Annotated in this window: 18 protein-coding genes; 15 read left to right on the top strand and 3 right to left on the bottom strand. The window is 46.8% G+C overall.

Features of this window, described 5'->3' with window-relative positions; genetic code table 11:
• Positions 1-113: 113 nt before the first annotated feature.
• The 13 genes from BN6465_RS01510 (at position 114) to BN6465_RS01450 (ending at position 14,693) form a co-directional block, all read left to right on the top strand.
• On the top strand, positions 114-563 hold the full coding sequence (locus BN6465_RS01510; protein WP_066731037.1) for an Hsp20/alpha crystallin family protein: 450 nt from the start codon (positions 114-116) through the stop codon (positions 561-563).
• Between the two features lie 254 nt (positions 564-817).
• Positions 818-1,483 (top strand): response regulator transcription factor, encoded by a 666-nt coding sequence (locus tag BN6465_RS01505; protein WP_066731035.1) that lies wholly within the window; start codon positions 818-820, stop codon positions 1,481-1,483.
• A 97-nt stretch (positions 1,484-1,580) separates the two neighbouring features.
• Complete coding sequence (locus BN6465_RS01500; RefSeq protein ID WP_066731033.1) at positions 1,581-2,495, top strand: ABC transporter ATP-binding protein; 915 nt, start codon at positions 1,581-1,583, stop codon at positions 2,493-2,495.
• Positions 2,488-3,312 carry an ABC transporter permease subunit gene (locus BN6465_RS01495; RefSeq protein WP_066731029.1) on the top strand — a complete coding sequence of 275 codons (825 nt, stop codon included), beginning with the start codon at positions 2,488-2,490 and terminating at the stop codon, positions 3,310-3,312. Before BN6465_RS01500 ends, BN6465_RS01495 begins: the two co-directional genes overlap by 8 nt.
• Positions 3,313-3,325: 13 nt before the next feature.
• A complete protein-coding gene (locus tag BN6465_RS01490; protein ID WP_066731028.1) occupies positions 3,326-4,216 on the top strand; it encodes a sensor histidine kinase in 891 nt (296 codons plus the stop codon).
• A gap of 137 nt (positions 4,217-4,353) precedes the next feature.
• Positions 4,354-4,923, top strand: a complete 570-nt coding sequence (locus tag BN6465_RS01485; protein WP_066731026.1) for a glycerol-3-phosphate responsive antiterminator — start codon at positions 4,354-4,356, stop codon at positions 4,921-4,923.
• 54 nt (positions 4,924-4,977) lie between these two features.
• A complete protein-coding gene (gene glpK, locus BN6465_RS01480) occupies positions 4,978-6,477 on the top strand; it encodes a glycerol kinase GlpK (RefSeq protein ID WP_066731024.1) in 1,500 nt (499 codons plus the stop codon).
• Positions 6,478-6,617: 140 nt separating this feature from the next.
• Positions 6,618-8,069: an NAD(P)/FAD-dependent oxidoreductase gene (locus BN6465_RS01475; RefSeq protein ID WP_066731022.1), complete on the top strand. Its 1,452-nt coding sequence runs from the start codon at positions 6,618-6,620 to the stop codon at positions 8,067-8,069.
• Positions 8,070-9,341: an NAD(P)/FAD-dependent oxidoreductase gene (locus BN6465_RS01470; RefSeq protein ID WP_066731020.1), complete on the top strand. Its 1,272-nt coding sequence runs from the start codon at positions 8,070-8,072 to the stop codon at positions 9,339-9,341.
• 2 nt (positions 9,342-9,343) lie between these two features.
• Positions 9,344-9,709, top strand: a complete 366-nt coding sequence (locus BN6465_RS01465; RefSeq protein WP_066731018.1) for a DUF1667 domain-containing protein — start codon at positions 9,344-9,346, stop codon at positions 9,707-9,709.
• A gap of 81 nt (positions 9,710-9,790) precedes the next feature.
• On the top strand, positions 9,791-11,047 hold the full coding sequence (locus BN6465_RS01460; RefSeq protein WP_066731015.1) for a 6-phosphofructokinase: 1,257 nt from the start codon (positions 9,791-9,793) through the stop codon (positions 11,045-11,047).
• Between the two features lie 326 nt (positions 11,048-11,373).
• The gene (locus tag BN6465_RS01455) at positions 11,374-12,930 is read left to right on the top strand and encodes a hypothetical protein (RefSeq protein WP_066731014.1); all 1,557 of its coding nucleotides are present in this window, start codon (positions 11,374-11,376) and stop codon (positions 12,928-12,930) included.
• Entirely contained in the window at positions 12,915-14,693 is a 1,779-nt protein-coding gene (locus tag BN6465_RS01450) for an Ig-like domain repeat protein (protein ID WP_066731011.1), read from the top strand. Before BN6465_RS01455 ends, BN6465_RS01450 begins: the two co-directional genes overlap by 16 nt.
• A gap of 205 nt (positions 14,694-14,898) precedes the next feature.
• Here BN6465_RS01450 and BN6465_RS01445 read toward each other — a convergent pair whose 3' ends face one another.
• From BN6465_RS01445 to BN6465_RS01435, 3 genes are all read right to left on the bottom strand, one after another.
• Positions 14,899-16,353 (bottom strand): GntR family transcriptional regulator, encoded by a 1,455-nt coding sequence (locus tag BN6465_RS01445; RefSeq protein ID WP_066731009.1) that lies wholly within the window; start codon positions 16,351-16,353, stop codon positions 14,899-14,901.
• A gap of 13 nt (positions 16,354-16,366) precedes the next feature.
• Complete coding sequence (locus BN6465_RS01440) at positions 16,367-18,721, bottom strand: PAS domain-containing hybrid sensor histidine kinase/response regulator (RefSeq protein WP_066731006.1); 2,355 nt, start codon at positions 18,719-18,721, stop codon at positions 16,367-16,369.
• A 201-nt stretch (positions 18,722-18,922) separates the two neighbouring features.
• Positions 18,923-20,143, bottom strand: a complete 1,221-nt coding sequence (locus tag BN6465_RS01435) for a 6-phosphofructokinase (protein ID WP_066731001.1) — start codon at positions 20,141-20,143, stop codon at positions 18,923-18,925.
• 163 nt (positions 20,144-20,306) lie between these two features.
• Here BN6465_RS01435 and BN6465_RS01430 point away from each other — a divergent pair, with 163 nt between their 5' ends.
• Both BN6465_RS01430 and BN6465_RS01425 read left to right on the top strand, forming a co-directional pair.
• Positions 20,307-21,323, top strand: coding sequence for a glycosyltransferase family 2 protein (locus tag BN6465_RS01430; protein ID WP_066730999.1), 1,017 nt, complete (start codon positions 20,307-20,309; stop codon positions 21,321-21,323).
• Positions 21,323-23,071: a S8 family peptidase gene (locus BN6465_RS01425; RefSeq protein WP_066730996.1), complete on the top strand. Its 1,749-nt coding sequence runs from the start codon at positions 21,323-21,325 to the stop codon at positions 23,069-23,071. Before BN6465_RS01430 ends, BN6465_RS01425 begins: the two co-directional genes overlap by 1 nt.
• The last annotated feature ends 131 nt before the right edge of the window (positions 23,072-23,202 follow it).

The raw sequence follows: 23,202 nt of genomic DNA, 5'->3' as shown, positions 1-23,202 counted from the left end.
ATTAAAAAAATTAGCACTCGGGGGTTGACAGTGATAATTATAAGTGTTATAGTACATATAGAACAAATGAAAAGCATTATAAAATGTCAAATATAAGAATGGAGGAATGACTTATGTTAATGCCTAGTATTTTTGGAGAAAACTTATTTGATGAGATGATGGATTTCCCGTTCAATGATCGGTTCTTCACAAGACGCAGCCCATTTGGCGGAAACAATAGAACAGAGTTGATGAAGACGGATGTAAGGGAGACGGATGGAGTCTATGAATTAAGCATTGAGCTGCCGGGATTTAAGAAGGAAGATGTCTCCGCAAAGCTTGACAATGGATATCTTACTATCAATGCTTCTAGAAATGAAGAGAAGGAAGAAAAGAAGGAACAGGACAAATATATCCGCAGAGAGCGCTATACCGGCCAGTGTACACGGAGCTTCTATGTCGGGGAAGGTGTAAAGCAGGAGGATATACAGGCGAAGTTTGAAGACGGTATCCTCAGATTAAAAGTACCAAAAGCAGACGCAAAGCAGGTAGAACAGCAAAAATATATAGCGATTGAAGGATAACCGTCAGGTTTACCGAACAGCCTCTGGCAGTAATGCCGGGGGCTGTTTTTATCATATAGGAAAGTCCTTTGAACTTTCCTATATGACAAAAACCCTCCGGGGGGATGCACACAATGTGCAGAGGAAAGCTGCTTCGCAGCCGCACTTTGTTCTTATTTTAAGGGCAGTCCCCAATATGTATTTGACAACAATAGAATATTTATTGTATTTTTACAATAGATAGACTTAAATGATAGAAGCCCCGGAGAAAGAAAATGAAAAATATTATGATTATTGATGACGATATGAATATAGGAAATATGCTGGAAGAACTGCTTTCGGAGGAGGGGTATCGTGTGACGCGCGCATATTCGGGGACGGAGGCGCTGCTTGTACTCGCGTCTGCCAAGCCTGACCTTGTGCTGCTGGACCTGATGCTGCCAGGATTGAATGGGGAAGAGGTTCTGAAAGAAATCCGCGGTATTCCTGTTATTGTAGTGAGCGCTAAAGTCGATGTGGACGATAAGGTGGAGCTGCTCATGAATGGGGCCGCCGACTATATCACGAAACCTTTTGCCCCAAAAGAACTGCTTGCAAGGATAGCGGTTCAGCTCAGAGACTGCCATCGCGGAAGCGGGGGAACCGTACTTCATTTTGCCGATATCGCAGTCGACATTTCTGCGCTGAATGTCAGCGTTGGGGGGCGGCCGGTCAGGCTGACGAAGACGGAGTATGCCATTTTAAAGCTGCTCATGCAGAATCCTTCTCAGGTAGTCACGAAATCCCTCATACTCGACCGTATCAGTGAGGACACCCCGGATTGTGTGGAAGGTTCTCTGAAGGTGCATATCAGCAATCTGAGGAGGAAGCTGAGGGCCGCCGGGGGGAAAGACTATATTGAGTCCGTTTGGGGCATCGGTTTCAAGATGAAGGAAGAATAATCTTTACCTTTTCTTAACTGTTTTCTTAACCGCTTCCTTAACCATTTACTTATACAATCATAGAGACAGCAAAGGTATAAAAAGGAGGCAGAAAATTATGGACTTTTGTTTAACGACGGATGCCCTGTGTAAGCAGTACGGGCATTTTAAAGCATTGCACAATCTTTCTATGCATGTGCCGAAGGGCTCCATTTATGGATTTGTGGGAAAGAATGGTGCAGGAAAGACTACTTTGATCCGGCTGATATGCGGACTGCAGAAACCGACGGCAGGCGGGTATTCCCTGTATGGAATCAAAAACACAGAGGATAAGATTGTTAAATCAAGAAGGAGGATGGGGGCTGTAGTTGAGAGTCCATCTATTTATTCTGATTTGACGGCGGAGGAGAACCTGAAAGAACAGTATCAGATTTTAGGGATTCCTTCCTTTGAGAATATACCAGAACTCCTAAAACTTGTGGGGTTAGAAAATACCGGAAACAAGAAAGCAAAAAATTTTTCGCTGGGCATGAAGCAGCGGCTGGGCATTGCCATCGCGTTGGCGGGAGAGCCGGATTTTCTCGTACTGGACGAACCAGTAAACGGGCTGGATCCACAGGGAATCATTGAGATGCGGGAACTGATTCTGAAGCTGAATCGGGAGCGCCAGATAACAGTTTTGATTTCAAGCCATATTTTAGATGAGCTGTCCAGACTGGCGACGCATTATGGATTTATTGACAATGGACACATTGTAAAAGAAATCAGCGCCAGAGAACTGGAATCGGCCTGCCGCAAATGTATGCGCATACAGGTATCCGACACAAAGATACTGTCCCGGGTATTGGACAGTATGGATATAGAATATGAGGTTTTGTCCAACACGCTTGCGGATGTTTATGCGAAAATTAATGTTTCACAGCTGGTGCTCACACTGGCTGATGAGAAATGTGATATTATCTCGGTGCAGGAACATGATGAAAGTCTTGAGAGTTATTATGTCAGTCTGGTGGGAGGTAATGCACATGAATAAACTATTACATGCAGGATTTTACAGATTTAAGAAAAGTAGGATTTACGCAGTATGTCTGGCAGGCGTTTTGCTGTACTGTATTTTTGTAAATGCCACCCAGTATTTCAATAAGGTAAAATATGGATACGAGCTGACGGTTGACCCATTGATTTTCAATTTTCTTACCATGATAGGGGTTGTCTTTTCTGTGTTCATCGGCCTGTATGTGGGGACGGAATACGGCGATGGCACAATACGGAATAAGTTGATTGTGGGAATGTCAAGAACGGGAATCTATTTATCCAACCTGATTATTTGTACTGCAGGCGGTATGATTATTATTATAACTGCTTATATATTGAATATTGGACTTGGAATACCGCTGTTTGGCACACCGGAAATGGGAGCGGCACAGTTTGCAGTCACTCTGCTCAATGGAATCTGTCTTGGCATCGCGTATATTTCTATTTTCAATATGATTGCAATGATAAATTCCAACAAGACGAACGGGGCAGTTCTTTGTATATTGGCAGCTTTCGCCATTGTATTTATTGGTATCCTGCTTTTCTCTCAATTGTCACAGCCGGAGTTTGTAGAACATCTGGTCATGAAGAATGGGGAAAGTATGCTGGAGACCGTGAAAAATTCTAATTATCTGTCGGGGACTAAAAGAGAGATATATCAGAATATGCTGGAATTGCTGCCCAGCGGACAGGCCATGATGCTTGTGAACCATAACGAAATTCATCCACTGAGGATGATAGCGTATTCCGGACTTGTCACAGTAGTAACCAATGTCATCGGTATTAGTATATTTAGAAGAAAAGATATAAAGTAGAGGAGTTCGGAATATGGATGTATGGCTCTGGGGACTTGCCGTTGTTCTCTTATCAATTATAGTCATCTTACAAGTTAAGATTTATTTACTGCGTAAAGCGGCAGATGAAATAAGGAATGCGCTTTCCGACAGGCTGACGGAGGACACCAATGTAGTGATTGATATTTCCAGCCGTGATGCCTGTATGCGCAATCTGGCCGAAAGCCTCAATGTCCAGCTGCGTCTGCTCCGGGGGGAACGCCGGCGTTTTCAACAGGGGGACATGGAGCTGAAGGAGGCGGTGACGGGGATATCCCATGATCTTAGGACCCCATTGACCGCCATTTCCGGCTACTTAGAATTACTGTCAAAGCAGGAGAAATCAGAAACTGTGGAGCGTTATCTTGGTATCATTGAAGAACGTACGGAGTCCCTAAAGCAACTGGCGGAAGAACTGTTCCGTTATTCCATTGCCGCTTCCGGGCCGGAGGATATGAGCCGCGAGGAGTTGGAGCTGAACCGGGTATTGGAGGAGAGCATTTCCGCATATTATGCGGTTTTGAAAGGCTGCTGTATCACGCCGTCCATCGAAATGCCGGAGAAAAAAATTGTACGTTCACTAAATAAAGCCGCCTTGTCACGGATTTTTGCAAATATTATAAGCAATGCCGTAAAATATAGTGACGGTGATCTGCGGGTTACATTGTCGGAGACGGGAAGCATTCTATTTGCCAACCATGCTTCCGGACTGGATGAAGTACAGGTGGGAAGATTGTTCGACCGCTTTTATACGGTGGAAAATGCAAAGAAATCTACGGGGCTGGGACTTTCTATAGCAAAGTCCCTGACAGAGCAGATGGGTGGCATCATAACAGCTGGCTATGAGAACGGAATGATACAGGTACAGGTATCCTTCCCCGAATAAATTTTCATTGTCAAACAAGGGGATTTATGTTATTCTTGACATAGATACAAATAGTAGCTGAGACGGAGAGCGCAAGGATTGATTGGCAGAGATGCCAGTTCAATAGTTGCGCTTTTCTTATAACATAGGAGACAGGCATGGAACAACGTTTTTATGACGCGGTGGAAGGCAATCCGGTGATTGCGGCGGTGAAGGATGAGACGGGGCTTGAGGCGGCTTTGAGCTCGGAAGATATACAGGTATTATTTATCCTTTATGGAGACGTATTGAGTATATCAGGAATCGTGGAGCGGGCCAAGGAAGCCGGAAAGCTGGTATTGGTTCACATGGACTTGATCAATGGATTGAGCGCCAAGGAGATTGCGGCAGATTACATCTGCTATCAGACGAAGGCGGACGGGATTATCACTACCAGACCTGCTATGATTAAGCGGGCAAAGGAGCTGGGGTTATATACCGTGATGCGGTTCTTCATCATAGATTCCATGGCCCTTTCTAATATCCATAAGCAGTATGCCAGTGTAAGGCCAGATTTTATTGAGGTTCTTCCCGGTGTGATGCCTAAGATCATTCGGAGAATCTGCAGGGAGAGCAGGATACCCATTATTGCCGGGGGACTGATTATGGACAAAGAGGATGTGGTGTCGGCGCTGGACGCCGGGGCGATTTCTGTCTCTACGACGAACCGGGATGTGTGGTTCATGTAACTCGGCTGCAGATATCTGCATAGACTATTATACATAATCAAGGGGGATATACAAATGGCGAAGTATGTAATGGCACTGGATGCGGGGACGACGAGCAACCGTTGTATCCTGTTCGATGAAAAGGGAGAAATGTGCAGCGTGGCACAGAAGGAGTTCACCCAGTATTTTCCGAAGCCGGGCTGGGTAGAGCATGATGCGGATGAGATATGGTCTACCCAGCTGGGCGTTGCGGTGGAGGCAATGAGCAAAATTGGCGCGACGGCGGAGGACATTGCGGCTATTGGAATCACGAATCAGCGGGAGACGGCAATCGTCTGGGACAAGGAAACGGGAGAACCTATCTATCACGCGATTGTCTGGCAGTGCAGGAGAACATCCGAGTATTGTGACAGCCTGAAGGCGAAAGGGCTTACGGATATCTATAGGGAGAAAACGGGATTAATCATAGATGCTTATTTTTCAGGCACAAAGGTAAAATGGATTCTCGACCATGTTGAGGGGGCGAGAGAACGGGCCAAGCGTGGAGAACTCCTCTTCGGTACGGTGGAGACATGGCTGATTTGGAAGCTGACCAAGGGCAGAGTCCATGTGACGGATTATTCCAACGCCTCGAGAACGATGCTGTTCAACATTCGGGAGCTTACGTGGGATAAGGAGATATTGGATGAACTGGATATCCCGGAGTGTATGCTGCCCGAGGCGAGACCGTCAAGCTGTGTTTACGGCGAGGCGGATTCCTCCTTCTTTGGCGGGGCCATTCCCATTGCGGGGGCGGCGGGTGACCAGCAGGCGGCCCTGTTCGGCCAGACTTGTTTCACGGCAGGAGAGGCGAAAAATACATACGGTACCGGGTGCTTTCTTCTGATGAATACCGGAGATACGCCGGTATTTTCAGAGAATGGTTTGGTGACCACGATAGCTTGGGGATTGGACGGGAAGGTAACTTATGCGCTGGAGGGCTCCATTTTTGTGGCAGGCGCGGCCATCCAGTGGCTGAGGGACGAGATGCGGCTCATTGATTCGGCTGCGGACTCAGAATATATGGCGAAAAAGGTAAAAGACACGAACGGCTGTTATGTTGTGCCCGCTTTTACAGGCTTAGGTGCTCCCCACTGGGATCAATATGCAAGAGGTACCATAGTAGGGCTGACCCGAGGAGTCAACAAGTATCATATTATCCGGGCCACGCTGGAGTCGCTGGCATATCAGGTCAATGACGTTCTAGTGGCAATGCAGGCGGACTCGGGAATCAAGCTGGAGGCGCTCAAAGTAGACGGAGGCGCCAGCGCCAATGATTTCTTAATGCAGACGCAGGCGGACTTGAGCAGTGCACCTGTGAAACGTCCACGATGCGTGGAGACGACGGCCATGGGAGCGGCATATCTTGCGGGGCTCGCGGTGGGCTACTGGGGGACAAAGGAAGATGTCATCAAGAATTGGGCGATCGACAGAACGTTTGAGCCTTCTATTGCGGAGAAAGAGCGGGAGAAGCGCATCCATGGATGGAACAAAGCCGTAAAATATGCATACGGCTGGGCAAAAGAAGAGATATAATTGAATCAGAGAAGCCAGAGTTGAGAGCACGGCGGAAAACATACGGAAGAGGTATGTTTTTTGTCCGTGCTTTTTGTTTGGCACATAAAGTGCACTGTTTCACTTTGGTTTAAAAATTTATCAAGGCAGGAGGAAATAGGATGAAATATGATGTGATAATTATTGGAGGCGGGGTATCGGGATGTGCCACTGCCAGAGAGCTTTCCCGTTATCGTGTAAAGGCCTGTGTGCTGGAGCGGGAAGAAGATGTCTGCTGCGGCACGTCGAAGGCCAACAGCGGAATTGTCCATGCGGGGCATGACGCTTGGCCGGGGACGTTGATGGCACAGTTGAATGTGCGGGGAAATGCACTGATGGAGCCGCTGTCGGAGGAACTTGATTTTGAGTTTCGGAGAAACGGTTCGATGGTAGTGTGTACAGAGGAAGAAAAGCGTGGGGATTTGCAAAAGCTGTTAGAGCGGGGAGAAAAGAACGGGGTACCGGACCTGCGTATTCTCGAAAGGGAAGAGGCATTGGCGATGGAGCCGAATCTTACGGAGGACACCGTGGCTGTGCTGTATGCGCCAACAGGAGGAATCGTCTGTCCTTTTGGACTGAATATTGCGCTGGCAGAAAATGCGTACACGAACGGAGTGGAGTTTTATTTTGACACCGAGGTAACACGGATAACACGGCGGCCAGACGGCTTCCTCTTGGAGACGACACAAGGGGAATATGTAAGCGACTATGTTGTCAATGCCGCCGGGGTGTATGCCGATGTCTTCCACAATATGGTCAGTCAGGAAAAGATGAACATCACGCCGAGAAGGGGAGAATATATGCTGCTCGACAAGACCGTGGGAGGACATGTATCTCATACGATATTCCGGCTGCCCGATGAACTGGGGAAAGGAGTACTTGTGACACCCACGGTTCACGGCAATCTTTTAGTAGGGCCGACAGCCCAGAACCTGCAGGAAAAAGAGGCCGTCAACACGACGCAAGAAGGTCTTCGGACAATCAGAGACAGAGCTGGAAAGTCGGTGAGAGGAATTCCTTTTCGGCAGGTGATCACTTCTTTTGCGGGGCTTCGAGCCTGTGCCCAGACCCACGATTTCATCATTCAGGAGGCGCCGGACGCGCCGGGATTTATCGATTGTGCGGGCATTGCGTCGCCGGGGCTTACCAGTGCGCCGGCCATCGGTGAGATGGTGGCGGAGATGCTGAGAACTAGGATGAATCTGGAAGCAAATCCAGAATTTTGCGGCAGGAGGAAAGGGATTTTGAATCCCGCAAAGCTGCCCTTGGAAGAGCGAAACAGATTGATAGAGCGTGAACCGGCCTATGGGCAGATTATCTGCCGATGCGAGATGGTCACGGAGGGTGAAATCGTCGATGCGGTGAGGCGGCCGCTTGGGGCTAAGTCGCTGGACGGGGTCAAGCGGAGGACACGGGCCGGTATGGGTAGATGTCAGGCGGGATTCTGTTCGCCGAAGACGATGGAGATTCTGGCCAGAGAACGAGGGATTTTGATGGAAGCAGTAACAAAGAGCGGTGGAGACTCGACGCTCATCTGCGGGATAAACAAGGACATATGGCAGGGGGACGAATAGATGGAACATTATGAAATCATCATTATCGGAGGAGGTCCGGCAGGCCTTGCGGCCGCGGTGGGAGCGAGAGAAGCCGGGGCAGAGAATATATTGATTCTGGAGCGGGACAGGGAGCTTGGCGGAATTTTGAACCAGTGTATACACAATGGATTTGGGCTTCACACGTTCAAAGAGGAACTGACCGGCCCGGAATACGCGTCACGATTTATTGAGCAGGTTGAAGAAAAAGGCATTGCTTACAAATTAGACACCATGGTTATGGACATCAGCGGTGATAAAATTGTGACTTACATGAACAAAAAGGAAGGGATGCGTCAGATACAGGCGGAGGCGGTGATTCTTGCCATGGGGTGCCGGGAGAGGCCAAGAGGGGCCCTTAATATTCCCGGATACCGGCCTGCGGGCATCTATTCTGCGGGGACGGCACAGCGTCTGGTCAATATGGAAGGCTTCCTTCCGGGGCGGGAGGTAGTCATATTAGGCTCCGGGGATATCGGACTGATAATGGCAAGACGGATGACCTTGGAGGGGGCGCATGTACAAGTGGTTGCGGAGCTGATGCCCTACTCCGGCGGACTGAAACGAAATATTGTACAGTGTCTGGACGACTTTGACATTCCGCTTAAATTGCGCCACACGGTGACGGAGATTCACGGCCGGCAGCGTGTGGAGGGCGTGACACTCTCGGAAGTGGATGAAAACGGACGGCCGATTGCCGGGACAAATAAGTTCTATTCTTGTGATACCTTGCTTTTGTCAGTGGGGCTCCTTCCGGAAAATGAACTGAGCCGGGAGCTGGGTGTTGAGCTGAGCTCTGTGACATCGGGGCCTGTTGTGGATGACAGTTTAGCCACCAATGTGGAAGGGGTATTTGCCTGCGGCAATGTGCTTCATGTACACGATCTGGTTGACTATGTGTCTGAAGAAGCAGCGCTGGCGGGGAGGCATGCCGCCCAGTTCGTGAAAGGGAAAGAAGAGAAGTGGAAGGGCGGAAAGAAAAAAGTACCGGTCATCGTGGAGAACGGAGTACGCTATACGGTGCCTGCGTTTATAAATCCAAAAACAATGGAGAAGGAAGTGACCCTCCGGTTTCGCGTAGGGGCAATTTATAAGAATGCATTTCTCAGTGTATATCTTGACGGTTCCCGGGTAATACACAGAAAACGGCCGGTGATGGCTCCCGGGGAGATGGAAAAGGTTGTCCTTAAAAAGGAGTGGCTGCTTTTGGCTGATGGCTTGAAGAATATAACGGTAAAGGTAGAGGAGGCGTAGAGATGGAGAGAAAACTGACATGTATCGGATGCCCGCTTGGCTGTGAGGTAACGGTAGAGCTGGCCGGAGAGGAGGTTCTTTCCGTTACCGGCAACACCTGCCCCAGAGGGGAGGCCTACGCCCGAAAGGAAGTCACGAGCCCGACACGTATCGTTACGACCACTGTCCGGGTGGAGGGTGGGATGCTCCCAGTCGTTTCTGTAAAGACAAAAAGTGACATACCGAAGGATAAAATTATGGATTGTGTCAGAGAGTTACAAAAAGTAACCGTGAAAGCGCCAATCCAAATTGGAGATATTATTTGCGAGGATGTGGCTGGGACCGGAGTCAGCGTGGAAGCAACTAAAAATGTAAAAATGGACAACTAGAAAATAGTTATGCTGGACAAATCCGTCATTATGCACTAAAATAGATTTATTGACAGTAAATGTAATACGGAGGTAGCTAAAATGAAGGGAAATGTCATTGTAGGTCAGTCCGGGGGACCGACTGCAGCAATTAACTCAAGTCTGGCGGGAGTATACCGTACAGCAAAAGATCGTGGGGCAAAAAAGGTATATGGTATGCTTCACGGTATTCAGGGACTTTTAGAAGAGAGATATATCGATCTTTCTGAACATATTACCAATGAACTTGACGCGGAGCTTTTGAAGAGGACGCCGGCGGCATATTTAGGTTCCTGCCGGTACAAATTACCGGAGATTCATGAGGATATGGAGTTGTATGATAAGATTTTCCGGATTCTCGATAAGTTGGAGATAGAAGCATTTATTTATATCGGTGGAAACGATTCTATGGATACGATCAAAAAACTGTCGGATTATGCCATCATTAAAGGACATCCTCAAAAATTCATCGGATGCCCGAAGACTATTGATAACGATCTTGCCCTGACAGACCATACGCCGGGATTCGGAAGCGCCGCCAAATATATCGGTACTTCTGTAAAAGAGATTATCAGAGACAGTTTCTGTCTGGAATACAGTAAGGGACTTGTGACAATCGTAGAGATTATGGGACGTAATGCCGGCTGGCTTACGGGCGCTGCGGCGCTGGCCCAAGGAGAAGACTGTCAAGGGCCGGATATGATTTATCTGCCGGAACTGACATTTGATCTGGATAAGTTCATGGAAAAGATCAACAAGCTTCTGGAGAAGAAAACTTCTGTTGTCGTGGCTGTTTCCGAAGGAATCAAGCTGGCAGACGGACGTTATGTATGTGAACTGGGGCAGAGCGCAGATTTTGTGGATGCGTTCGGCCATAAGCAACTGTCGGGTACAGCGGCATACTTGGCGAATTATGTGGCGGCAGAAGTGGGATGCAAGACCCGGGCGATTGAGCTTAGCACGCTTCAGCGTTCGGCTGCGCATTGCGGTTCCCGTGTAGATATTTTGGAGGCTTATCAGGTCGGCGGAGCCGCGGTCAAGGCTGCGGATGAAGGTGATTCAGGCAAGATGGTAGTCCTTGTCCGTCTTTCTGACGATCCTTATCAGTGTGGAACAGAAGTGAAAGACGTGCACAAAATTGCCAATGATGAACGTTTAGTTCCGAGAGAATGGGTGAATGAAGAAGGCACTTATGTGACGGACGATTTTGTGACTTATGTAAAGCCGCTGATTCAGGGCGATGTTTCACCGGTCATGGTAGACGGTATTCCGAGACATCTGTATAAACCGGGGCATATGGGACACAAGACGGAAGCTTAGGCTTTTAAGGTCAACATGTTCTGAAAGTAATGAGAACAGCAAATTTCACAATGAAAGAAGTCCAGTAAATAAGCTGGTTTCCAGTGTGCCCGGCGGGAGAATCATCCCCTGCCGGGCATAAAATTTTGTGTAACATTTCTGTACAGAACCTATTGTCATTTCTAAAAAAATCGGGTAAGATATGAATCACTCTAATTCAATTCACTGTCTGGGAAGACAGGATTCTAATGTTTCAGTAATATCAGATGTACCTTGCGCCGTTGGCGGGGGCTCGTTTTAAAATTCCAGATTTACATTCATTTTACAAAAAAATAAGGAGGGATAGATTGGAGCAACGATGTGAATATGCGGTGCTGCGCTTTGTGGATAAAAATGGGTATTGCCATATGATTCATGATTATGTTGAGGGGACTTCTCTGGCTCAATATCTAAAAGTGCATCCCAAGACGGATAAAACTATATTTTTTGGATGGCTTGCGAAGATAGGCGCGCTGGCGGTGCAGTTTTATAAGTGGAAGGATGGTGAATGCTTTGGATATTTTAACCCTTACGCGATAGTACTGACAGAGGAGGGGCCGGTTTTCCTTGACACAAAGGACGAGGAAAATGAAGAATTAATAGGGTTCATGCAGAAAAAAAGTGTGCGTTCCTTCTTTATGCGGCCGGAGAGAGTATTGTCTCTGAAAATGACGTTTGATGATGATATGTACAGCTTAGGGAAGACCATTCAATTTCTTGCGGCTAAATGTGTGACAGTGCCCGGATTCACAAGAAAAGAGGAGAGAAGCCTCAGACGGGTAATATCCAAATGCACGGATAAACGGGAAAAAGAACTTAAGGATTTGAAAGAGATTCACCGGGAATTAAAAAAACTGAGTGATAAAGAGGTGAAGATACCGGAGAAGGGGCACAACCGCAGGAGAATTCTCGGGGCAGCGGCGTTCCTTATCATTGTGGCAGTTATCATTGTATCAGCCAGAGGCGGAAATAAGGCGTCCACGGCCAGAGCCGGGGACAAGAATGGGGCGGCCCGGACATCGGAGATTGAAGAGGTTACCGCTTCCGGGCAGAAGAAGGAAGTCAAGGAAAATGAACATATCCATACGCAGCTTGAGCTGGGACTACTCTATTTGACCGAGCTGGAGGACGAGGAACAGAGCCTTGCCTGCTTTGAAGAGGCTGCAGCGTACTCAGAGCTGGCAGAAATTTATTTAAAGATTATTCATTATATAGGGAGAGAGAAAAATGGTACCTATGCGGGAAGAGAATTGGAGCAGGCACTTCAGAAGGGGAGCGAAGAATTAGAGAAAGTAAAAGCTGAGGAATGGTGGGAGCAAAAGCAGGTCTTGTATCAGATTCCCTTTCTTCGGGCATATGGGCTTCTGAATACAAAATCTTCGGCAGAAGCGGCTATATATACTTGTGCGGAACTACTGGAAAGTGATGCATGGAAAAGCAGGGACAGAGGGAAAAAACATGAATTAGAGGTCAGGACTTATCTGGCCGGAGCTTTTGAAACGGCAGGTGAGGATGAACGGGCAATTGAAGAATACGAGACAGTGAAAGAGTTGGAGGAGGAACCTGCCGCGCTGGAGCAAATATACGCAAAGCTGGAAGGGCTATATGAGAGGGCGGGACAGAAAGAAAACGTGTGGCAGATACTGAAAGAAGGAACGGAGAAGATGCCTCAGTCAGAACAGACATGGGTGCGTTACCTTAAGCAGTGCTGTGCGGATAACGAAATTGATAGAGAGGTCTGCGCCGAATACGTTAAGAATGCTTTGAGTATGCTGCCGGATATCAAGGATAATGTGGAGTTTCAAAAACTGCAGAAGGAGTATGAGATTACGGTGGAAGGAGAAAATGTATGTGTCGGAAGATAAGGGCAACGATGATTGTACTGACGTTTGCGGTACTTTGCTGCTGTCAGAAAGTGTACACAAGAACGTGGGGCGTACTCATGACTCTAGCGGCCGAGGGCGGGGAAGAGCCGGAATATACGGAAATCAAAGGGTACCGGCTGCTGTATGACGAGCCGGACGGGGAGAATGGATTTTATAAAAGCATGCCTCGCTTTGAACTTTCTCATCAAGATGAAGGATTGATTACCAAATACCGCATAATCTGCCCGGATGGAGAGGTGGCAGAGGGCCAGCTCGATACAGAAAATGAAAATCTATTTTGGGAGGGAACAGCGGGCGACGGTACCTATCATCTTTCCGTGTGGCTGGAGAAGATACAGATTCCGGAAAAGCCGGATACAGAGCCGGAAGACTCAGATAACGAGGAACCGGAGGAAGAACTGCCTGAGTTTTCCGAAGAGGAATTAAAGACATGGGAGAAAAATTTTGTATGGCAGGTAGACAGTACACCCCCGAAGATACAGTTTTTGTCACCGGCAGGGGAGGGCTGGTTCCGTCAGGCGGTATTAGTAGAAGTGAAGGCAGAGGATGAGGGGAGCGGTATCGCAGGCCTGCATGGCGGGTATGGAGAAAAATACTTTGAGAATGGTGGGGGACAACTCCGGTTTAAGGTGGAGAGTGCATCCACGGCAGGGAAGCCTATTCGTATCTGGGTGAGAGCCAAGGATCAGGCAGGCAACATTACGGAAGAGGAACGTGCTATCTATATCGACATGACAGCGCCGGTACTCGATATTTCCGGTGCAGATAATTATTTAATATCTGGCAGGAACTTAGAACTTACGTTTACAGTTCAGGAAGAAAACCGATGCGGGAGCATGGAAGTTGTCATGGAGCAGGAGAACCCAGAAGGTGTAAAAAATGAAGAGCGGCTTTCACAGTGGCAGGCAGCGAACGGCGGGTACGTGACAGGAGCACGGTTAGAGCAGGATGGAATTTACCGGTTTAAATTTATGGCTTCGGATGAGGCGGGGAATAAGACCGAGCTGTACAGACAGGTCATTCTGGATAAAACAAATCCTATCATACGTGGAGTGGAACTTTTTCAAGGCAAGTGGCTGAAAGAATTCTGCTGGAATTACGATGTGGCGGATATTGTCGAAGACTTTACTACATATACTTACCACCTAGAGCTTGACGGCAGGCTGTATGCACCGGGGCAGCGCATACGGAGGGAAGGAAAGCATATACTGAAGCTGGCCGCCAAAGACGCGGCCGGCAACGAGGCTTTCAGCAGTGCAGAATTCATGATTGACAACACACCTCCAGTGATTCAATATGAAGAGCAGAATGGACGGAAAGAACTAAGAGAAGGTCAGGAGTTCGAGAAAGAGGCGGACATTCAAATACGGACGGAAAACGTGCAGGACAAGATTGTAGAAATACGGATCAACGGGAAGAAACAGCTGGTATCAGATAAGAGTAATGTGTACAGGTATAATTTAGACGAAGAGAAACCCTATGAAATTATAACATCTGCCGTGGACAGGGCAGGAAATATGGCGGAAAAGGAGATTCGGATTCAGGTAGTAAAAGAAAAAAGCACGATGAAACGAATATTTTCAAGCGGAGATTATGGGAAGAGGGAGGGCAACGGAAAAGCTGAACGTTCTGAGAAGAAAAAAACTACAGAGGGGACAGTACTTGGCTTTGGTGTTTTTCTGTTGTCTGGCAGTATCGCGGCAGGGATATATTTGATAGGCTGGAGACAGAGGAAAAAATAAAAAGTACCCCAGAAAAGGGAGGATGCCGGGTAACTGTTCTCCAGTTCCCGGCATGTATTATGAAAAAGTTTATTCCAATAGTAAATTACTAGTTATTGTCTTAAGGTTTGTTGCTTGTTTTTCATTTGATAAGTTTAGTATAGAAGATAGTTGTGAAGAAAAGATGTTTAACAAATGAAAGAATTTTTAAAGATAAATGAACAAACTATGAACGAGGGCAACAGATATTATCTACCTCTGCAATATCTAGTTTTAATAAATGCTTCTTCATAAGTATAAAGTAATCTCCAGATAATCTTTTGAAAGCGGCAGCGAAATTACCGCTTTCTCTTGAGTCAAGGCTCTGGGACAGCTGCCGGCGGATATCAGGCCAATCGGGGAGCTGCATAGGGATACTGTCATTGAAATGCAGGATGCTTCCGTTAAGTAGCAGCAAGGTAATCTTACCATATATTTCACGAATAGCGGCTAAAGGACAGTGATGTACTACAGCTTGAAGACAGGCTCCGGTAATCAGCGTGGGGGCAGCCAATTGTTCTTCTGTACTGATGGCGGCGGCTATGGTGTCCAGCGAGGAGGGGGAACAGTATGTAAAAGTGTACTGCATGACAGGCTCGCATGTGATGACAAGAAACTGAAGTGCTTCTAAAAACATTTTGAAACTGTCATCGGTCATCAGGCTTTTGATTCTATAAGGGATGGAAGAATCACTTTTACAGATTACGGAAGTTCCGATACCATTGTAAGTCTGAGTAATTTCCAGCTTATCCAAAAGCTCTATTGTCCGGCGTATTGTAATTTTAGAGACATGGTACATATCGGCTAGGGCGGATTTTCTGGGAAGGAGTGTATTCACAGGGTAGACTCCTTGATTGATCTTTCGCAGTAGATCCATGGCAATAATATCGCAATATCGGGCGCGGCCCTTGTAGGGCTCCCATGTAAATGGCTGATATATTTGGTCGGAAGAATCGGCCGGACAGTCGGTGAAATAGTGTTCTAAATCCTCGAAAAATTTCTGCTCTATTCCTTTTAACAGGTTGAATCCCTCAATATAATGATGCGCATGACAGTCTTTCAGGCTTCTCAGAAACGTTTCTGATAATTGATTGAAATAAGCACCGGCTTTTTCCTTGCCATATATAGCATACAATATGTCTTGAAAAGAGCTTTCTGCAAAAGCCCCTATATCATAGTATAGACTTTTGACTGTCCGGCTTCCAAGAGCATCGAGTGATATATTGAATAATTGGTACAAGCGTTTCATGGAAGGGGGGCAGGAGTGTTCGATACCGGGCAGCCTGGATATATCTTTTTCCTCGACAGCGCACAATCCCTGAAAGGAGATAGATGATGAGATGAGCTGCAGAGAGTAAAACAAATCTTTTAAGGCAGGACGCCTCTGATAGAAGACGGCGCTCTCCAAATAATTGTCATAGGGTTTGTCGAGAACGACAGTTTCTTTTCCTCTGGCAACTTTTATAAGGCCGTCTTTTTTCAGTTCTTTGAGCGCTCTTTGCGCCGGGCAGTATGACACTCCATAACGGTCGGCTATCTCCTGAATAGTTGGGAATCGTTCACCGTCTTGATAAAAACCAAGCTGTATCTGGCCGGCAAGGCTGCGGTAAATCATCTGTTCCTGACTGTTGAAGTTAGACATTGTCGATCCTCCTTTATTCTGTCCATTTTTGGAGCACGGTCATCAAGTGTTTGATGTCTATTGGTTTTGCAATGTGTTCGTTCATTCCGACACTGCGGGCCTTTACTACATCGGCCGTAAAAGCGTCGGCCGTCAGAGCGAAGATTGGGATTGTCCGGGCATCGGCCCTGTTTAAAGAACGAATAGCTGAGGTGGCGTCGTAGCCATTTAAAACGGGCATTTGGATATCCATAAGGATCGCGCTGTACTCACCGGGTGAGGAAGCTTTAAATGTTTCTACAGCCTTCTGGCCATTTTCCACGGCGTCTACGCGGATATTCTGCATTTCCAGCAACTCCACTGCAATATCACGATTGATATCGTTATCTTCTGCGAGAAGGACTCGCTTTTCGATGGCGGAGGAGCAAGTCTCTATAGAAATTGATTCCGTTGCGTCACTTCTATTTTCTGTGACGAATAGCAACAGGACTTGCAGCATACGTGATTTGAATAAAGGCTTGGTGATAAAGGCATCTGCGCCTGCCTGAAGGAATTCTTCTTCAATTTCTGAATAGTCGTAGGCAGATATAATAATGATAGGGACATCATCCCCCAGCCTGCCCCGTATAGCCCTGACTGTCTGAAGTCCATCCATCTCCGGCATTTTCCAGTCGAGGATAACGGCGAAAAAATCATCATGCTGTACATGTGCGTCGGAAATACGGCTCACGGCTTCTGCACCTGAAAGAACCCAGTACCCCCGCATCCCTAATTCATTGAGAAGAGCCGTTGCATTTTCACAGGTGATTTGATCATCATCTACAACAAGCACAGGAAGCCCTGTCAATTCATCACTGTTCAGCTCTTCCTCAGCGCAGTATTCCAGAGGAACGGAAACTGTAAACTTGCTTCCGCTGCCAAGCTCACTCTCGACTTCGATAGTCCCGTTCATCATATGTACTATATTTTCCGTTATAGTCATTCCCAGACCGGTTCCTTGAAGTTTACTGATGCGAGGATCCTCTGCGCGTGAAAATGGTTCAAAGACAGAGGGCAAGAATTCACTGGAAATTCCGATACCGTTGTCTATGCAGATAAACTCGTATTGACTCTTTTTGGGAGTCTGAGAAGGTAATTCATTAATTCTTAAAATAATTGTTCCTTTTTCGGGCGTATATTTTATTGCGTTTGAAAGGAGGTTCATTAAAATCTGGCGCAGGCGGTCTTCGTCGGCTATTACATTCTCATGCCGCACCTGTCCGATACTGATTTGAAAATCATGCTGTTTTTCTGACAGTAAGGGGCGGCACATATCTGTGATGCTCTGAATTAAAGTGGGAAGATTGATTTGCTCCAGTGTAAGTTCGAGCTTACCGCTCTCAATCTTGGACATATCAAGTACTTCGTTGATCAGACTGAGCAGGTGCCGGCTGGAAGTACCGATTTTGTTGAGGCAGTCATGTATTTTTTCGGGATAGTTCAAGTTGGCCTGTGCTATGGCAGCCATCCCCATAATCGCATTCATAGGGGTTCGTATATCGTGGGACATAGAGGAGAGGAAATTCGTTTTCGCGGAGCTTGCCACACGGGCTGCCTGATAAGCTTCCTCCAGAGCTTTCCGCTGCCGTTCTTGCTCTTCCCGCTCTTTTGTGACATCGATACCTACACTGTAAAAAGAAGGAATACCATCCCAGCTATCCTCGCTGCTGACATAGCTGAAAGTCATAGTCAATATTTTAGTATTGCCGCTGCGTGTGATGATACGGGTTTCAAATGAGGTGTCGGAGCCGGAAACTTTTGCGTTCTGCATGATTTCAACTGCACGGTCTAAATCTTCAGGATGGACATAGGTGCACTGGGAATGAAGTTCTTCTTCGAATTGTTTTGGAGTATAACCTATTAAATTTAGAAATCCGCCTCCATACCAAAGAATGGTACGCATATCTCTGGCGTCGACACGGGCAAAGCCTCCGGGTATGGTTCTGATGATGGCATCTCTTTCCCGTTCTTTTTTGGCCAGATTATATTCAGGGCTATAATTGTCATGGGACAATTCCAGACGAGCCATGCGGCCGTCCCAGTCAATGAGACGGTTTTTAATCATAAAAGTGCGGTCCAATGTTTTATTATAAAATTCCCATTCATAGAATTCTGTTTCCGTGAGGAGTTTGTTTGTACAATAGGGGCAGGGTGAAGTCCTTCCTTGAATGATTTCATAACATTTTTTTCCGAGCGCCTCTTTGGGCGGAAGACACAGGGTCTCACAAGAAGTTTTGTTGAGATATAGAAGCTCATAAGTTGTTATGTCGGACACATAAGCATTACCGGCGTATTCATCCAGCATCCATTTGAAATAGCCGGCCTTCTTTTCTAGATTATCATGTTCCATGTTTGTTTCTCCTTCTATGCAGTGACTGCCCCGGATTTCATGCAAATTCGTATGAAGAATAGGAGCGGCAATTTTGTCATTTGGTAAAATTAAGCTTGTTCATATTATATCTAATAAGGTTTACAAAAGCAATAAAAAAGATGTGGAGCACATAAAGTGTCCACATCTCATAATATTCTGCGCAGATAGCCAGAAGGCTTATTATTTTCTATATGCGAATCTGGGAAGACCGTTCTCCAGCGGAACGTCTACTTTACCCATGAGAAGAGGGGCGGCATACGCGATGAATTCTTCACCGATGTCGGAGCCATCCTCTGTAATCCATGTAAGTGGAACGGGCTTTTCCATATTACAGATTAGCGCAACATCTGCGGTTCCGAATTCCACTTTGTAAGGAGCGGAAGATTTGCGTATGAAGGTGATCATTTTGCCTGTTTCTCCTTCGAGCGCTGCTTTTACTGCATATCTTCCTGAACCTACGGCTTCGTCTAAGTCTGTGGCGGAAAGACAGGAAGAAGAACAGCGCTGACTTACATTAAGCTCGACAGAGCGGACTTTGATGCCTAGTTTTTCTTTTACTAGATTCTCCAGATACTTACCGGAACCAGTCAGCATCTTGTGGCCGAAATTATCTACGCCTACATCACTTGCAAGTTCACAGATAAATGTGCCTTTCCCGTCATTGATTCCTTCTGAGATGCATACCACCAGATTGTTGCAGCTTTGCAGTTTTTCTTTGACTTTATTGATAAACGCATCTGTGTCAAAGGCAACTTCCGGAAGATAGATGAGAACCGGGTTATCCCCCTCGAACTTCCTTGCCAGAACACTGGCAGCAGTAAGCCAACCGGCGTGGCGTCCCATAATTTCTACAATAGTTACGGACTGTTTGTTGTCGTATACGGAAGCGTCAACGGCAATTTCACGTACTGTGGAGGCCACATATTTAGCGGCACTGGCAAATCCCGGCGTATGGTCCGTCTCTACAAGGTCGTTGTCGATTGTCTTGGGAACCCCAATGATTTTAATGTCACTTCCGATGGAAGCGGCATAGCGGGATAGCTTGCTCACGGTGTCCATAGAGTCATTTCCACCGATATAGAAAAAATATCCGATTTTATTTTCTGAAAACATTTCGAATAACTTTGGATAGACGGGATCACTTAGGTCTTCTGGTAATTTGTAGCGGCAGGAGCCGAGAAAAGAGCCGGGAGTCGTGCGGATATACTCTAATTCACCATTTTCCCTCAGCGGTTCCATAGCCATCATGCGTCCATTCAAAAATCCTTCAATACCATTTACCATACCGATAACCTGTCCGATGGCCGGGTTATCCAGTCCCTCGGAAACGACGCCGTAAAGACTTCCGTTTATAACAGCGGTGGGGCCGCCTGATTGTCCTACCAATAAATTGTTGTTCATGTATCATTCCTCCTCCTAATATCTTGCTGTAAGGCGGCAAAGCCTGACAGTATAGTATAACTATACCGGAATTATGAGAAATTTACAATATTTGTTGGAAAACAAAACGAAATGGGATATACTAATAAAAATACGAGAGTAGAAGGAAAGGAAAAAAACGTTTATGAAATATATATCATTTGCGATCCCTTGCTATAACTCAGAGAGCTATATGGAGCATGCGATAGAATCTATACTGACAGGTGGGGACGATGTACAAATTATAATTGTAAATGACGGTTCTAAGGACAGGACTTCTGAAATCGCACATCAATATGAAGAAAAATACCCCACCATAATCAAAGCGGTTGACAAGGAAAATGGCGGACATGGGGACGCGGTAAATACAGGTCTTTCCTATGCGGAAGGAAAGTATTTTAAAGTAGTGGACAGCGATGACTGGGTGGATGAAGATGCCTTGAGCAAGATACTACAAGTGTTGCATAACTTTGAGGACACGGACCGGCAGGTGGATATGTTTGTTGCCAACTATGTCTATGAAAAAGAAGGCGTAGAGCATAAAAAAGTAATTAATTATAAAAATGTCCTACCTCAGGATGAGATTTTTGGCTGGAGCGATATCGGCAGATTTCGTCTTGACCAGTATATTTTGATGCATTCCGTAATCTATCGGACGGAGTTCTTGAAGTTATGTCAGCTCAAGCTCCCTAAACATACTTTTTATGTAGACAATATTTATGTATACTATCCGCTGCCGCATGTGAGAAAAATTTACTATATGGATGCAGACTTTTACCGCTATTATATAGGAAGATCCAATCAGTCTGTCAATGAAAAGGTGATGATAAGCCGTGTGGACCAGCAGATATTTGTTACGAAAAGTATGATAGACATGTATGATATGAAGCGGGTTACCAACAAGAAGCTTCGCCAGTATATGACCAATTACCTTGCGATTATGATGACGGTTTCCTCTATTCTGCTGATTCGTTCAAAAAAACCTGAGAATCTGGAGAAGAAGCAGGAACTTTGGAAATATTTAAAAATGAAAAACTACAGGACCTATTGGAAAATCCGCTATGGAATTCTGGGACAGACTATGAATCTGCCGGGAAAACCAGGAAGAAAAATATCATCCCTCGCATATAATGTGGCAAGAAGACTGATAGGATTTAATTAATGACAAACCAAAATGTAGAAAACCTTTTGAATCTGGCGCTGGACGCAAGTGAGGAGGAGCGGGAAAAATCATTGAATCTTGATGTGGGCTTTAATCCCATAGAACGGGACTGGGAAGTTATCGTAAAGTATTCGGGTTCCCTTGACCCGGTGAGGGAGTTTGCCCTTCAAGTTGTAGAGTTAAGAAATGAATATGCCGTATTGACTGTGAGGGAAAGCGATATTGAGCGGTTGTCCCGCACGCCGCAGATAGAGTATATTGAAAAGCCGAAGCGGTTGTTTTTTCAGACGGAAAACGGAAGACGGGTGTCCTGCATTAACGAAGTGCAGAGTTCCCGTCTTTCTTTGGCTTCTAACGTACTTTTCGGTGAGGGTATACTGGTTGCGGTCATTGATTCTGGAATTGACTATGCCAATGAAGATTTTCGAAATGAGGATGGGAGTACCAGAATACACAGATTATGGGACCAGACAGTCCCGGGAAATCCGCCGCAAGGATATTTCTTGGGCAGCGAGTATACCCGGGAGCAGATTAATGAGGCGTTAGGCGCGGGTTCGGAAGCGGAGAGAAGGCGGATTCTTCCAAGCGTAGATACGTCGGGACATGGCACTGCCGTCGCCGGAATTGCCGCTGGAAATGGCAGGGGAAGCGGTAGCCAGAGCCGGGGCGTGGCCTCGCAGAGTGAGTTGTTGATCGTGAAGCTGGGCAGGCCAAGAGAAGAAGGATTCCCAAGAACTACAGAGCTGATGCAGGCGCTGAATTATGCGGTGGAGGAAGCGCTAAAAGCAGGCAGACCGCTGGCGGTAAATTTGAGCATTGGAAATACCTACGGCTCTCATGACGGTTCTTCTCTCTTGGAGCGTTTTATCGATGACCTCTCCAATTTTTGGAAGAGTGTCATCTGTATTGGTTCCGGCAATGAAGCGGCCGGGGCCGGGCATACGGCGGGGATACTGCGGGAGAATGAAGAGGCGAGGATTCAGCTGGCCATACAGGCCAATCAGGCTACGGTCAATGTACAGATATGGAAATCTTATGTGGATGATATGGAGATATCACTTGTCTCACCGTCCGGCGCCCGGGTAGGGCCGCTGTCCCCTGTGCTTGGGCCACAGCGGTTCCGCATCGGCGGCACGGAAATTTTGCTGTATTATGGAAAGCCGAGTCCTTACAGCACCGCGCAGGAAATTTATCTGGATTTTCTTCCTGTTGAGAGCTATATTACGTCGGGGATATGGGAAATCGTACTTACACCGGTCCGCATTGTCCGTGGAGATTACTATCTCTGGCTTCCCAGTGAAAATGTGCTGAATGTAGGTACAGGATTTCTTTATCCCAGTGAAAATACGACGCTTACGATTCCCTCCACGGCATCACGTGTTGTGACCGTCGGCGCATACAATTCTCTGACATTTTCGTATGCCGATTTTTCGGGGCGCGGATTTACGAGAGAAGAGAACAGAGTGAAGCCAGATATTGTAGCGCCCGGAGTCAATGTGACTACTACTGCGGTGGGAGGCGGAACAGTCACGGTGACCGGCACCTCTTTTGCGGCTCCGTTCGCGGCCGGGGCCAGCGCGCTTTTGATGGAATGGGGAATTGTGAAAGGGAACGATCCGTTTTTGTACGGGGAAAAGGTGAAAGCCTATTTGCGGCGAGGCGCACGGCCATTGCCGGCGTTCACGGAATATCCAAACCCGGTGGTGGGATACGGGGCGCTGTGCCTGCGGGACAGTCTGCCGGTATGAATGACCAGAACACACACATTTTGTAAGAATTATATTACTCCATGGAACCGCGCATAGGATGAGGATTTTGAGGATATGTAATAGGTGATAGGGCGAAACAGCAATTTGTGCAATGCTGTTTCGCCCTTCTT

It is taken from the genome of Bariatricus massiliensis, assembly GCF_900086725.1.
GTDB lineage: Bacteria > Bacillota > Clostridia > Lachnospirales > Lachnospiraceae > Allocoprococcus > Allocoprococcus massiliensis.
Note: the sequence above shows the minus strand (reverse complement) of the source record. Positions and strands in the feature narration are given on the sequence as shown.

What these genes read in the sequence shown, in the direction of transcription:
- BN6465_RS01510 (WP_066731037.1), top strand. Translation starts at nt 114, where the DNA reads ATGTTAATGCCTAGTATTTTTGGAGAAAACTTATTTGATGAGATGATG.
- BN6465_RS01505 (WP_066731035.1), top strand. Translation starts at nt 818, where the DNA reads ATGAAAAATATTATGATTATTGATGACGATATGAATATAGGAAATATG.
- BN6465_RS01500 (WP_066731033.1), top strand. Translation starts at nt 1,581, where the DNA reads ATGGACTTTTGTTTAACGACGGATGCCCTGTGTAAGCAGTACGGGCAT.
- BN6465_RS01495 (WP_066731029.1), top strand. Translation starts at nt 2,488, where the DNA reads ATGAATAAACTATTACATGCAGGATTTTACAGATTTAAGAAAAGTAGG.
- BN6465_RS01490 (WP_066731028.1), top strand. Translation starts at nt 3,326, where the DNA reads ATGGATGTATGGCTCTGGGGACTTGCCGTTGTTCTCTTATCAATTATA.
- BN6465_RS01485 (WP_066731026.1), top strand. Translation starts at nt 4,354, where the DNA reads ATGGAACAACGTTTTTATGACGCGGTGGAAGGCAATCCGGTGATTGCG.
- glpK (WP_066731024.1), top strand. Translation starts at nt 4,978, where the DNA reads ATGGCGAAGTATGTAATGGCACTGGATGCGGGGACGACGAGCAACCGT.
- BN6465_RS01475 (WP_066731022.1), top strand. Translation starts at nt 6,618, where the DNA reads ATGAAATATGATGTGATAATTATTGGAGGCGGGGTATCGGGATGTGCC.
- BN6465_RS01470 (WP_066731020.1), top strand. Translation starts at nt 8,070, where the DNA reads ATGGAACATTATGAAATCATCATTATCGGAGGAGGTCCGGCAGGCCTT.
- BN6465_RS01465 (WP_066731018.1), top strand. Translation starts at nt 9,344, where the DNA reads ATGGAGAGAAAACTGACATGTATCGGATGCCCGCTTGGCTGTGAGGTA.
- BN6465_RS01460 (WP_066731015.1), top strand. Translation starts at nt 9,791, where the DNA reads ATGAAGGGAAATGTCATTGTAGGTCAGTCCGGGGGACCGACTGCAGCA.
- BN6465_RS01450 (WP_066731011.1), top strand. Translation starts at nt 12,915, where the DNA reads ATGTGTCGGAAGATAAGGGCAACGATGATTGTACTGACGTTTGCGGTA.
- BN6465_RS01445 (WP_066731009.1), bottom strand. Translation starts at nt 16,353, where the DNA reads ATGTCTAACTTCAACAGTCAGGAACAGATGATTTACCGCAGCCTTGCC.
- BN6465_RS01440 (WP_066731006.1), bottom strand. Translation starts at nt 18,721, where the DNA reads ATGGAACATGATAATCTAGAAAAGAAGGCCGGCTATTTCAAATGGATG.
- BN6465_RS01435 (WP_066731001.1), bottom strand. Translation starts at nt 20,143, where the DNA reads ATGAACAACAATTTATTGGTAGGACAATCAGGCGGCCCCACCGCTGTT.
- BN6465_RS01430 (WP_066730999.1), top strand. Translation starts at nt 20,307, where the DNA reads ATGAAATATATATCATTTGCGATCCCTTGCTATAACTCAGAGAGCTAT.
- BN6465_RS01425 (WP_066730996.1), top strand. Translation starts at nt 21,323, where the DNA reads ATGACAAACCAAAATGTAGAAAACCTTTTGAATCTGGCGCTGGACGCA.